The sequence below is a fragment of the Pseudoxanthomonas sp. LjRoot206 genome (genome assembly GCF_056175725.1).
This window is the reverse complement of the sequence record NZ_JBGFFI010000003.1, coordinates 621,710-634,398: the sequence shown is the minus strand read 5'-3', so window position 1 is coordinate 634,398 and position 12,689 is coordinate 621,710. Positions and strand designations below refer to the sequence as shown.

The window sequence follows — 12,689 nt, the reverse complement described above, 5'->3', positions numbered from 1 at the left end:
GCGATAATCCGGCCATGAGCGAATCCCCCTACGAACGCGGCACCACCCACTTCGGCTTCCGCGACGTCGCCGCCAAGGACAAGCAGAAGCTGGTGGGCGAGGTATTCACCTCGGTGGCCGGCAAATACGACCTGATGAACGACCTGATGAGCCTCGGCATCCATCGGGTCTGGAAGCGCTACTTCGTCGGCACCTGCCAGGTGAAGCGCGGCGACCGCGTGCTCGACCTGGCCGGCGGCACCGGCGACATCGCCGCGCTGTTGAAGGATCGCGTGGGCGATACCGGCCAGATCGTGCTGGGCGACATCAACGCCGGCATGCTGTCGGTCGGCCGCGACCGCATGACCGACCGCGGCGTGGTGCAGGGCCTGGAGTACGTGCAGTGCAACGCCGAGGCGCTGCCGTTCCCGGACGCCAGCTTCGACCTGGTCACGATCGCCTTCGGCTTGCGCAACGTCACCGACAAGGCAGCCGCGCTGCGTGACATGCACCGCGTGCTGAAGGTCGGCGGTCAGGCGCGGGTGCTGGAGTTCTCCGAGGTGACGGTGGACTGGTTCAAGCCGGTCTACGACTTCCACTCGTTCAAGGTGCTGCCGAAGCTGGGCCAGCTGTTCGCGCAGGACGCCGGCAGCTACCAATACCTGGCCGAGAGCATCCGCCAGCATCCGCCGCAGGCCGAGCTGCAGGGCATGATGGACGAGGCCGGATTCGCCCGGACCAGCTACAAGAACCTGTCCGCCGGCATCGTCGCCATCCACACCGGCTACAAGGTCTGAACGGGGCGCCAGGAGCTCGGTAGGAGCGGGCCATGCCCGCGATGCTCGTGCGCGCGGTGATGGAAAAGCATCGCGCCCATGGGGCGCTCCTACAGAGAGCTCCCGGACCGGGCGCCGGGGGTGCGAGGCGAGGCAGGTCCCGTCCGGCGCGGTAAACTGGGTACTTCCCCCGTAGCGCTGGAAGTCCCCTGATGCGTTCTCTGGCTTTGCTGTTGTCCTGCGCCGCCGTGCTGGCGGCCGGTTGTTCCAAGGAACCCGAACCCGCTCCCGTGGCCGCCACGCCCAAGCCCGCCGTCGAGACGCCCGTCGACCAGGACGAGCACTCCTATGCCGAACCGCGCAAGGTCGCCATCGACGACCTGGCGCTGGACATCGCCGTCGATTTCGACGCCAAGACCATCGGCGGCACCGCCACCTACACGCTGGACTGGAAGGACAAGGCCGCCACCCAGCTGGTGCTGGACACGCGCGACCTGACCATCGCCAAAGTGGAAGGCGAGGCCAACGGCGCCTGGGCGCCGCTGCAGTACGCGCTGGCCCCCAAGGACCCGGTGCTGGGCAGCAAGCTGACCATCGAAACGCCGGCCCGCAACGCCAAGGTCCGCGTCACCTACAGCAGCTCGCCCGAGGCCTCCGGCCTGCAGTGGCTGACGCCGGAGATGACCGAAGGCAAGCAGCTGCCCTTCATGTTCAGCCAGTCGCAGCAGATCCACGCGCGCAGCTGGGTGCCGCTGCAGGACACGCCGCAGGTGCGCTACACCTACAGCGCGCACGTGACCTCGCGCCCGGACGTGATGGTGCTGATGAGCGCCGACAACGACCCGGCCGCCGCGCGCGACGGCGACTACAGCTTCAAGATGCCGCAGAAGATCCCGTCGTACCTGATGGCGATCGCCGCCGGCGACCTGGTGTTCAAGCCGATCTCCGCGCGCAGCGGCGTGTGGGCCGAGCCGGCGATGGTCGACCGCGCGACCAAGGAGTTCGAAGACACCGAGAAGATGATCGCCACCACCGAGCAGCTGTACGGCCCCTACCGCTGGGACCGCTACGACATGCTGGTGCTGCCGCCGTCGTTCCCGTACGGCGGCATGGAAAACCCGCGCCTGAGCTTCATCACGCCCACCGTCATCGTCGGCGACAAGACGCTGGTCTCGCTGATCGCGCACGAGCTGGCGCACAGCTGGTCGGGCAACCTGGTGACCTTCTCCAGCGCCAAGCACGGCTGGTTGAACGAGGGCTTCACCAGCTACGTCGAGAACCGCATCGTCGAGGCGCTGTATGGCAAGGAAACCGCGAGCATGGAGTACTCCATCGCCCGCAACGGCCTGAAGAAGGACATCGGCACGATGCCGGAGGCGACCCAGTCGCTGGCGGTCAAGCCGGGCACGCCGCTGGATGCCGACGACGCGCTCAGCGCGGTGTCGTACGACAAGGGCGCGTGGTTCCTGCAGTTCCTGGAGGAGCGTTTCGGCCGACAGGAGTTCGACGCCTTCCTGCGTGGCTACTTCGACCACTTCGCCTTCCAGAGCATCACCACCGAGCAGTTCCTCGACTACGCGAAGAAGCACCTGTTCGACAAGCACCCGAACCTGGTCACCGATGCCGAGATCCAGGCGTGGGTATACGGCCCGGGCATCCCGGCCAACGCGCCGCAGGTGCAGTCGCGCGGGTTCTCCAACACCGACACCGCGCGCATCGCCTGGCAGGGCAGCGGCCAGCTGCCGAACAAGCAGCTGACCGACGCCTGGGTGACCCAGCAATGGGTGCACTTCCTCGAGGGCATGGGCGACAAACTGACCGTCGAGCAGCTGAAGCAACTGGATGACGCCTACCACTTCACCGGCACCGCCAATGGCGAGATCGCGATGCGCTGGTATCCGCTGGCCATCCGCAGCGGCTACGTGGACGCGCAGCCGGAAATCGCCAAGTTCATCGAGCGCGTCGGCCGCCGCAAGCTGATCATGCCGATCTACGAAGAGCTGGTGAAAACGCCGGAAGGGCTGGCGCTGGCGAAGGAGAGCTTCGCGCGCGCCAGGCCTGGCTACCACCCGATCACGACCGGGTCGGTCGAGGCGCTGCTGGCGAAGGCGTCGGCAGGCCAGTAAGGCATGGCGTCGCGCCTGACCCGCACACGGACGGTCGCCCTGGTGGCGGCCGTTCTTGTCTGCGCGGCGGCAGTCTGGGCCTGGCGTGACCCGATGGCGCCCCTGCGCAACGGCATGGCGCTGCAGGGATGGCGCGCCGGGCTGGTCGAGCGCCGCGTGGTCGTGGACGACGACCGCTGGGCCTACGACGAACGCGATGCGAAGGATCCCTCTGCGCCGACCGTGGTGATGGTGCACGGCTTCACCGGCGGCAAGGAGAACTGGTATCCGCTGGCCGAACGGCTCGGTGGGCGGTACCGGCTGGTGATCCCCGACCTGCCCGGCTGGGGCGAGAGCCAGCGCATCGCCGGGGCCGACTACGGTTTCAGGGCGCAGGCGGCCAGGCTGGCGCAGTTCCTGCGCGCGATCCGCCGCGAAGGCAGCCCCATCGTGCTGCTCGGGCATTCGATGGGCGGCGGCATCGTCGCGATCACCGCCGCGGAGCATCCGGACCTGGTTGCGCGCGTCGCCCTGATCGATGCGGCCGGCGTGCGCTTCAACGACAACGTCTTCGGCATCGAGGTACTGGCGGGCAGGAATCCGTTCGCCGTCCACGACGCCGCCTCGCTGCAGCGCTACCTCGACACCGTCTTCCACGACCGGGCGGCGCAGCCCGCCATCCCGTGGCCGGCGTCGAAGGCGGTGATCGACTGGCGTATCGCGCAGGCGCCGTTCGAGCAGCAGGTGCTGGACCGCATCGGCCGCAGCGACGAGCGCTTCCTGCCCGGCGAGATGGCGGCCTCGATCCGCCAGCCGACGCTGCTGCTGTGGTGCCGGCAGGACCGCGTGATCGATCCCAGTGCGATGGCGCTGTACGCCGAAAGAATCCCGCAGGCGATCCAGGTTTCACTGGACGGTTGCGGGCACATGTCCATCATGGAAAAACCCGACCAGGTGGCGGCCGCGGTCGCCCGGTTGATCCGACAAGGCACTCCCCGATGAAGAAGCACGCACTGAAGCCCCTGTTGTTCGCGATCGCCTGCACGTTGGCCGTGTCGGCCTGCGGGGATCGCGAAGCCGAACGCGCCGCCGCCGCCGCGGCGCAGGCCGCCGCCACCGAGCAGCAGGCCGACGAACTGGCGAAGAAGTACGACAGCGCCGTGGCGTCCGGCGACTGGGACATGGCGCGTATCCACGGCATCGCGCTGCTCGACCAGTATCCCCAGAGCACCGCGGCCACGCGCATCGGCCCCTCGCTCGACGAGGTGAAGAAGAAGGCCGAAGGCGTGCGCGACCAGCGCCGGATGGAAGCGCTGTGGGCCTACGCGCAGGTGCCGGCGGGCAAGGGCGTCCAGCGTTCGGCGATGATCTACAGCAAGGAGCCGGTGGACGTGGACGGCAGCGGCGCCAAGCCGGTGCAGCTGGTGTTCCGCGACCATCCCGAGTGGAAGCGCAGCAGCTACCTGGTGCTGCAGGCCAGCGACTTCGCCAAGGCCTGCTACAGCCGCTGCCAGGTGACGCTGGTGGCGGACGGCGCCGCGCCCAAGCGCATGGCGGCGCACCGGCCGGATACCGATGAAGCCACCGCGATGTTCATCGACGACAACAAGGCGCTGTGGCGCCTCGTGCGCAAGACGAAGGTGCTGGAGGTCGAGTTCCTGGTGAAGGACGGCAGCCCGCGCAAGGCGGTGTTCGAGACCGGCGGTCTGGACGGCAGCCAGATGCCGGGATGGGACTGATCCCGGTGCAGGGCGGGGTGCCGGCGCTGGCGAGCCTGCGTCACTGGGTGTTCGATCTGGATGGCACGCTGACGGAGGCGGTGCACGACTTTGCGCTGATCCGGCGCGAACTGGGCATCCCGCCGGAGGCGGACATCCTGGTGCACCTCGCGGCGCTGCCACCCGACGAGGCGGGCGCCAAGCATGCATGGCTGATGCAGCACGAGCGCGGCCTGGCCGAAGCGGCCACGGCGGCCGCAGGTGCCGTCGCGCTGGTGCGTGCGTTGCACATGCGCGGTTGCCGGCTCGGGATCCTGACCCGCAACGCGCGCGAACTGGCGTCGGTGACGCTGGCGGCCATCGGCCTGGCGGACGTCTTCGACGAAGCCGACATCCTCGGGCGCGACGAGGCGGCGCCCAAGCCGGCGCCGGATGGCCTGCATGACTTCGCCAGCCGCTGGGCGGTGTCGCCTGCGGAGATGGTGATGGTCGGCGACTACCTGTTCGACCTCGAATGCGGCCGCGCAGCCGGCACGCATACCTTGCTGGTCAACTGCGTGGGCGATGGCTGGCCATCGCTGGCGACCTGGCGGTCGCCCGATTGCGCGGCGGTCCTGGCAGGACTCGACGCCGCGACGGTGCAGGTCGAATACGGCGCCTAGCTGCGCGGCGTGGAAGCGGAGGCGCCCGTCATGTGGGCGCCGTCGCCACGGCACGCGGTCGTGCCGCCGCCGGCCCTCGCTTACAGCGCGTAGCCGAACTGCTGCTTGAACTGCTCGCTGAATTCGGCGAAGTCGAAGCGCTGGTTCTGCGTGCCCGGATGCTCGACCTTCAAGGCGCCCATCAGGTTGCCCATGCGGCCGATGGTCAGCCAGTCGTAGCCCTTCTCGATGCCGTAGATCAGGCCGGCGCGGAACGCGTCGCCGCAGCCGGTCGGGTCGGTCACGCGGCGCTCGTGCGCCGGCGGGATGTCGTAGGTCTTGTCCGGCGTGTGGATCTGCGAACCGTGCGGGCCGCGGGTGGTGATGTAGGCCTTCACCCGCTTGACGATGTCGGCCTCGCTCCAGCCGGTGCGCTCCTGCAGCAGGTTCGACTCGTAGTCGTTGACGGTCACGTAGTCCGCCAGCTCGATGAAGTGGCGCAGTTCCTCGCCGTTGAACAGCGGCATCGCCTGGCCGGGATCGAAGATGAAGGGAATGCCGGCCTCGGCGAACTCGGCGGCGTTCTGGATCATGCCCTCACGGCCGTCCGGACTGACGATGCCGAAGGTCACGCCGGCCACGTCCTTCACGTGGTTCTCGTAGCTGCGCATCATCGCGCCCGGATGGAACGCGGTGATCTGGTTGTTGTCGTGGTCGGTGGTGATGAAGGCCTGCGGGGTGAACAGCTCGTCGATCACCTTCACCTGGGTCAGGTTGATGCCCTGTTCGACGAAATGCTCGCGGTAGGGGCCGAAATCCTGGCCCACCGTCGCCATCGGGATCGGGTCGCCGCCCAGCAGCTTCAGGTTGTAGGCGATGTTGCCGGCGCAGCCGCCGAACTCGCGCCGCATGCGCGGCACCAGGAACGACACGTTCAGGATGTGCACCTTGTCCGGCAGGATGTGGTTCTTGAACTGGTCCGGGAACACCATGATGGTGTCGTAGGCAAGGGAACCACAGATCAGTGCGGACATCGGCAGACTCGGCTGGAGGCGGGTGCGGCCGTCCCGGGCCGCTGGAAAAGCGGGACGTGCGCCCCATTCCCGGCGCGCCGGTGCGAAGGTTACCGGCTGGGCCGGCCTGCGGCCAGTCTTGATCGCGGGCACCCACGGATGCGGCGATGTCGCCGGGGGTCGTGCGCACGCGCCACGAACACGGGTTTTCCCCGTGGATTCACGAGATTTTTCCTTGCCCGCTCCATGCCGGATTGTTAGGCTAGCCGACTTCGTTTTTGCCCAAAAAATCGCCAGCCCCGCGCGATTTTCCAGCCCCCAGCAGGAACCCGTCCCCCGATGTTCAAGAAGCTCCGCGGCATGTTCTCCAACGACCTGTCCATCGACCTGGGCACGGCCAACACCCTGATCTACGTGCGCGGGCAGGGTATCGTGCTGAACGAACCCTCGGTCGTGGCGGTGCGCCAGGACCGTGCCATCGGCGGCTCGCGCTCGGTCGCGGCGGTCGGTGCCGAGGCCAAGCAGATGCTGGGCCGCACCCCGGGCCACATCACCACCATCCGCCCGATGAAGGACGGCGTGATCGCCGACTTCACCTATACCGAGGCGATGCTGAAGTACTTCATCAAGAAAGTGCACAAGTCGCGCTTCCTGCGCCCCAGCCCGCGCGTGCTGGTGTGCGTGCCGGCCGGCAGCACCCAGGTGGAGCGCCGCGCCATCAAGGAATCGGCCGAGGAGGCCGGCGCCCGTGACGTCTACCTGATCGAGGAGCCCATGGCGGCCGCGATCGGCGCCGGCATGCCGGTGACCGAGGCGCGCGGTTCGATGGTGATCGACATCGGCGGCGGCACCACCGAGGTGGCGGTGATCTCGCTGAACGGCATCGTCTACTCGCAGTCGGTCCGCATCGGCGGCGACCGCTTCGACGAGTTCATCACCAACTACGTGCGCCGCAACCACGGCATGCTGATCGGCGAAGCCACCGCCGAGCGCATCAAGCTGGAGATCGGCTGCGCCTACCCGCAGGCGGACGTGCAGGAGATGGAGATCTCCGGCCGCAACCTCGCCGAGGGCGTGCCGAAGATGATCAAGATCAACTCCAACGAGGTGCTGGAAGCGCTGCACGAGCCGCTGTCCGGCATCGTCAGCGCGGTCAAGCTGGCGCTGGAGCAGACCCCGCCCGAACTGTGCGCCGACGTCGCCGAGCGCGGCATCGTGCTGACCGGTGGCGGCGCCCTGCTGCGCGACCTGGACCGCCTGATCAGCGAGGAGACCGGCCTGCACGTGCAGGTGGCGGACGATCCGCTGACCTGCGTGGCCCGCGGCGGCGGCCGCGCGCTGGAACTGGTCGACATGCACGGCAACGAGTTCTTCGCGCCGGAATGAGGAAGGCAGGAACGAGTGGCGAGGAGTGAGAAGTGAGTGGAAGCTGCTCACCCGCCCTGGCCTGCGTTGCACTCCTCACTTCTCACTCCTCGTTTCTCTCCACTCGTCCCTAGCCCGTGCCTTCCTACGCCGGTCCTCCCGTCGCCACCCGCGGTGAAGTCGCCAGCACGCTGCGCCTGCTCGGCTATCTGGCGCTGACCATCGCCCTGGTGATCCTCGACCACCGTGGCGGCTGGCTGTCGCAGCTGCGCGCGAAGACCAACGTGGTGACCCAGCCGCTGTGGTGGGTCGCGGGCCTGCCCGGCCGCGTGACCACCCGGGTACAGGACGACGCGGCCACCCGCACCGGCCTGATCGAAGAGAACCAGCGCCTGCGCAACGACATGCTGGTCGCCAACGCCCGGCTGGCCCGCCTGCAGACCGCAGCGGCCGACAACGCGCAGCTGCGCGCGCTGCTGGGCGTGAAGACCTCGCGTGGCCTGGACGTGCAACTCGCGCCGATCCTCGACATCGACCTCGCGCCCGGCCGCCAGCGGCTGGTGCTGGATGCGGGCAGTCGCGCCGGGGCCACCGTGGGGCAGTCGGTGATCGATGCCGGTGGCCTGATGGGCCAGATCATCGAGACCACGCCGGTGCATGCCACCGTGCTGCTGCTGACCGACGCCGACCATGCCGTGCCGGTGATCATCGCGCGCAACGGCGTGCGGCTGATCGTCTATGGCCGCGGCCGCAGCGACGTGCTGGAACTGGCCGACGTGCCGCTCAACAGCGGCGCGGAGGTCGGTGACGTGCTGGTGACGTCGGGGCTGGGTGGGCGCTTCCCGGCCGGATTCCCGGTCGGCACGATCTCCGCGCTGCGCCCGGACGACAGCCATGCGTTCCTGGTCGGCGACGTCACCCCGGCCGCGCGACTGGACCGTGGCCGTGACGTGCTGCTGCTGAAATCCGCGCCGCCGCTGCCCCTGCCGCCACCGGATCCGTCGCGGTTTTTGCCTGAGGCGGCTGCTCCCACGCAGGCGGGCGTCGCACAGACACCTGCCGCGCCGACGACCCAAAGCCCCTCTCCCACCGGGAGAGGGGTTGGGGAGAGGGGCAACGAAGCCGGGAATGCCGCAGGCAACCAGAATGTTTCCGCGCCCGCGCCGGCTTCCCCGCAAGCCCCGCGCACACCGAACGTCCCGACCCTCACCCCAACCCCTCTCCCGGGGGGAGAGGGGCAGAAAGCGCCGGCTTCGAACCGCCCGGCCTCGAAACCGCCTTCAACGGAGCCGCAGCGATGAGTCGCGCGCGTACCGGTTGGCTGATGCCGTTGAGCGTCATCGTCGCCCTGCTGCTGGGCCTGTTGCCGTTGCCCGACGTGCTGCAGCCGCTGCGCCCGTACTGGCTGGCGCTGGTGGTGGCGTACTGGGTGATCGAGGCGCCGGACAACGCCGGCCTGGGGTTCGCCGTCGTCGTCGGCCTGGTCGCCGACCTGATGTTCGGCACGCTGCTGGGCGAGCAGGCGCTGCGCCTGCTGATCATGGCGTTCATCCTGCAGCGCTTCCGCGCGCGGCTGCGTTTCTTCCCGATGTCGCAGCAGGCGCTCGCGATCGGTGGCCTGCTGCTCAACGACCGCATCGTCACCACCGTGGTGCACCTGACCCTGGGAGAATCGACGCTGCCCTGGTCGTACTGGTGGGCGCCGCTGCTGGGCATGCTGTTCTGGCCGCCGCTGTTCGTGCTGATGGACGCGCTGCGGCTGGGTCGCCGCAGGCGGGGCTGAGCGATGGTCGGACCCCGCCGGCGCGGCAAGAATCCGCATGCCGAAGCCGACCAGTTCCGTCGCCGTGCGGTGACCGGGTTCGTGGTGGTGGCGCTGTGCCTGCTGGGCCTGGGCGCCTGGTACTTCAAGCTGCAGGTCATCGACCACGCCGACTACGCGACGCGCTCGGAAGCCAACCGCATCCGTCCGCGCCCCGTCGTGCCCGGGCGCGGCACCATCTACGACCGCAACGGCCTGCTGCTGGCGGAGAACGTGCCCGCGTTCCGCCTCGACGTCACGCCCGACAAGGTCAAGGAGCCGGCGAAGCTGGTCGCCGACCTGGCGAAGCTCATCGAGCTGTCGCCGGAGGACATCGAGCGCTTCGAGGCCACGCGCAAGGCGACGCGCGGCTTCCGCCCGATCACGCTGAAGCTGCGCGTGAGCGAGGAGGAGATGGCGCGCTTCGCAGTGGACCGCTGGCGCTATCCCGGTGTGGAGCTGGTGCCGTACCTGACTCGGCGCTATCCCTATGGCGAGCTGTTCGCGCACATCGTCGGCTACGTCGGGCGCGTGGACGAGAAGGACCTGGAGACGCTGGGCGAGATCAACTCGGCGCTGACCCACATCGGCAAGACCGGCCTGGAGCGCTATTACGACGAGCAGCTGCGCGGAAAGATCGGCTACGAGAAGGTCGAGACCAACGTGGAAGGCCGCGCGCTGCGCGTGGTCGGGCGCGTGCCGGCGCAGGCCGGCACCGACCTGCGGCTGAGCGTGGACGCGAAGCTGCAGCAGGCCATCGTCGACTCGTTCGGCGAACTGGAGGGCTCGGCCATCGCGGTCGATCCGCGCACCGGCGAAATCCTGGCGATGGTCAGCCTGCCCAGCTACGACCCCAACCTGTTCGTCAACGGCATCTCCAGCAAGGACTTCAAGCTGCTCAACGACAATCCCTCGCGCCCGCAGTTCAACCGTCTGGTGCTGGGCGGCGTGGCGCCGGGTTCGACGCTGAAGCCGTTGATCGCGCTGGCCGGCCTGGACAGCGGCAAGCGCAAGCCGGAGGACACGGTGGTCTCCACCGGCATGTTCTACCTGCCCGGCACCAGCCGTGGCTGGGGCGACGCCAGCCGGCGCGGCCATGGTGTGACCAACCTGCGCAAGTCGATCTCGCAATCGGTCAATACGTACTACTACCGGCTCGCGCTGGACCTGGGCATCGCGCAGTTCGACGACTACATGGAGCACTACGGCTTCGGCCAGCCGACCGGCGTCGACCTGCGGGGCGAGATTGGCGGCATCCTGCCGTCGCCGGCCGCCAAGCTGAAATCGCGCAAGGAACGCTGGTATCCCGGCGACACCGTCAACGTCGCCATCGGCCAAGGCGACTGGAAGGTCACGCCACTGCAGCTGGTGCGCGCCACCGCCGGCATCGCCAACGGGCAGATGCGGCGTCCGCACCTGGTCAGCGAGGCGCGGGTCGGCTTCGACCGGCCGTGGGAACCGATGCCGCAGCCGGCGCCGATCGCGATCAGTCCGAATCCGGCGAACGTGGAGGTGGTACGCCTCGGCATGCAGGACACCATGCAGCCCGGCGGCACCGGCTGGCGCGTCGCCCTGAACGCGCCGTACCTGATGGCCGGCAAGACCGGCACCGCGCAGGTGATCAGCCGCCGCGGTACCGCCGCCGTCGACCCCCGCAGCCTGCCGATGCACCTGCGCCACCGTTCGCTGTTCGTCGGCTTCGCGCCGGCCGACAACCCGACCATCGCCATCGCCATCGCGGTGGAGGGTGGCGGCTACGGCGGCAGCACCGCCGGCCCGATGGCGCGCAAGATCTTCGATGCCTATCTGCTCGGCAAGATGCCGGAGAAGGAGGGCGAGGAGGCTGCGCCCGCCGGAGCGACGCCCACGACGCCATCGGCCGCGCCGACGCCGGAGGCGCCTGCGAATCCGACGCCGGGCGCGAGTCCGAGCCAGGGCACGAGCCCCTCTCCCTCCGGGAGAGGGGTTGGGGTGAGGGTCGGCGAAGAGGGGATGGGCGGAGCTGCGCATGGCGTGACCGCGCTCGTACCTTTGCGCTCGAACATGCCCGCCATCGCGCCTGTCCCGACCCTCACCCCAACCCCTCTCCCKSCGGGAGAGGGGCTTAGGCCGAGGGCTTCGGCATGACCGAGCTGCTGCGCTGGGGCTTCGACCTGCTGCGCCACCTGTTGCGCACGCTGGACTGGCTGCTGCTGGGCGCGTTGCTGGCGCTGATGGCGATCGGCCTGGCCGTGCTGTACAGCGCCGGTGGCGAAGCGCTGGGCGATCGCCTGGTGCTGGCGCAGGGCGTGCGCTTCGGCGTCGGCCTGGTGGCGATGTTGGCGCTGTCGCGGGTGACGCCGGTGCGCTTGCGGGCGTGGACGCCTGGCGTGTTCGCGGTGGCGCTGGTGCCGCTGGTGCTGGTGCTGTTCATCGGCACCGGCAAGCACGGCGCGCACTGGATCGACCTGAAGTTCTTCTACCTGCAACCCTCGGAACTGCTGAAGATCGCGTTGCCGATGATGCTGGCCTGGTACCTGCACCGCGAACCGTTGCCGCCGGGCTGGCGCACGACGATGGTCGCGGCGCTGCTGATCGGCCTGCCGACCGGGCTGATCCTGCTGCAGCCCGATTTCGGCACGGCGATGCTGGTGGCGGCCAGCGGCGTGTTCGGCCTGTACCTGGCCGGGCTGTCGTGGTGGTGGTTCATCAGCGCCGGCGTGGTGGGCGGTACGGCGGTGGGCCTGGTGATGTTCGCGCCGATCTCGTGGTTCTCGTTCCTGCGCGAATACCAGCAGAACCGCATCCTGACTTTCCGCGATCCCGAGAACGATCCGCTCGGCGCCGGCTGGAACATCCTGCAGTCGAAGATCGCCATTGGCGGCGGCGGCTGGACCGGCAAGGGCTGGGGCGAAGGCTCGCAGTCGCACCTGGACTACCTGCCGGAACACACCACCGACTTCATCTTCTCGGTGCTGTCGGAAGAGTTCGGCTGGATGGGCGTGATGGTGGTGCTGATGCTGTACCTGTTCGTCGTCGGCCGCTGCCTGTGGATCGCAATGGATGCGCGCGACACCTATTCGCGACTGATCGCCGGCACCCTGGGCATGGCGCTGTTCGTCTACGTCATCGTCAACGGCGGCATGGTGTCGGGCCTGCTGCCGGTCGTGGGCGTGCCGATGCCGCTGCTGAGTTACGGCGGCACGTCCGCGGTCTCGCTGCTCGCGGGACTGGGGCTGGTGATGGCGGTGCGCGCGCATCGGCCGGTGCACGGGTACTGATCTCGTCGGCTCACGTCCGCGCACCGCGTGC

At 68.9% G+C, this 12,689-nt stretch carries 11 protein-coding genes; 10 read left to right on the top strand and 1 reads right to left on the bottom strand.

Features of this window, described 5'->3' with window-relative positions; all coding sequences use genetic code 11:
• Positions 1-14 precede the first annotated feature (14 nt).
• The 5 genes from ubiE to AC04MD_RS12155 all read left to right on the top strand — a co-directional run bounded on the left by ubiE (position 15) and on the right by AC04MD_RS12155 (position 5,240).
• A complete protein-coding gene (ubiE, locus tag AC04MD_RS12175) occupies positions 15-776 on the top strand; it encodes a bifunctional demethylmenaquinone methyltransferase/2-methoxy-6-polyprenyl-1,4-benzoquinol methylase UbiE (RefSeq protein WP_192270884.1) in 762 nt (253 codons plus the stop codon).
• Positions 777-967: 191 nt separating this feature from the next.
• The gene (locus tag AC04MD_RS12170; protein WP_475497519.1) at positions 968-2,881 is read left to right on the top strand and encodes a M1 family metallopeptidase; all 1,914 of its coding nucleotides are present in this window, start codon (positions 968-970) and stop codon (positions 2,879-2,881) included.
• Between the two features lie 3 nt (positions 2,882-2,884).
• Positions 2,885-3,862 carry an alpha/beta fold hydrolase gene (locus tag AC04MD_RS12165; protein ID WP_475497518.1) on the top strand — a complete coding sequence of 326 codons (978 nt, stop codon included), beginning with the start codon at positions 2,885-2,887 and terminating at the stop codon, positions 3,860-3,862.
• Positions 3,863-3,873: 11 nt separating this feature from the next.
• Entirely contained in the window at positions 3,874-4,599 is a 726-nt protein-coding gene (locus AC04MD_RS12160; RefSeq protein ID WP_475497702.1) for a hypothetical protein, read from the top strand.
• Positions 4,590-5,240 (top strand): HAD family hydrolase, encoded by a 651-nt coding sequence (locus AC04MD_RS12155; RefSeq protein WP_475497517.1) that lies wholly within the window; start codon positions 4,590-4,592, stop codon positions 5,238-5,240. The genes AC04MD_RS12160 and AC04MD_RS12155 overlap by 10 nt, the downstream gene beginning before the upstream one ends.
• An 80-nt stretch (positions 5,241-5,320) precedes the next feature.
• On the opposite strand, the gene AC04MD_RS12150 is transcribed toward AC04MD_RS12155, so the two are convergent.
• Complete coding sequence (locus tag AC04MD_RS12150) at positions 5,321-6,253, bottom strand: carbohydrate kinase family protein (RefSeq protein WP_475497516.1); 933 nt, start codon at positions 6,251-6,253, stop codon at positions 5,321-5,323.
• A gap of 318 nt (positions 6,254-6,571) precedes the next feature.
• On the opposite strand from AC04MD_RS12150, the gene AC04MD_RS12145 reads away from it, so the two are divergent.
• From AC04MD_RS12145 to rodA, 5 genes are all read left to right on the top strand, one after another.
• The gene (locus AC04MD_RS12145) at positions 6,572-7,618 is read left to right on the top strand and encodes a rod shape-determining protein (RefSeq protein ID WP_192270868.1); all 1,047 of its coding nucleotides are present in this window, start codon (positions 6,572-6,574) and stop codon (positions 7,616-7,618) included.
• 116 nt (positions 7,619-7,734) lie between these two features.
• Positions 7,735-8,898 carry a rod shape-determining protein MreC gene (gene mreC / locus AC04MD_RS12140; protein WP_475497515.1) on the top strand — a complete coding sequence of 388 codons (1,164 nt, stop codon included), beginning with the start codon at positions 7,735-7,737 and terminating at the stop codon, positions 8,896-8,898.
• Entirely contained in the window at positions 8,895-9,380 is a 486-nt protein-coding gene (gene mreD / locus AC04MD_RS12135) for a rod shape-determining protein MreD (RefSeq protein ID WP_475497514.1), read from the top strand. Before mreC ends, mreD begins: the two co-directional genes overlap by 4 nt.
• Positions 9,381-9,383: 3 nt before the next feature.
• Complete coding sequence (gene mrdA, locus AC04MD_RS12130) at positions 9,384-11,525, top strand: penicillin-binding protein 2 (RefSeq protein ID WP_475497513.1); 2,142 nt, start codon at positions 9,384-9,386, stop codon at positions 11,523-11,525.
• Positions 11,522-12,658 (top strand): rod shape-determining protein RodA, encoded by a 1,137-nt coding sequence (gene rodA / locus AC04MD_RS12125; protein WP_475497512.1) that lies wholly within the window; start codon positions 11,522-11,524, stop codon positions 12,656-12,658. Before mrdA ends, rodA begins: the two co-directional genes overlap by 4 nt.
• Positions 12,659-12,689 lie beyond the last annotated feature (31 nt).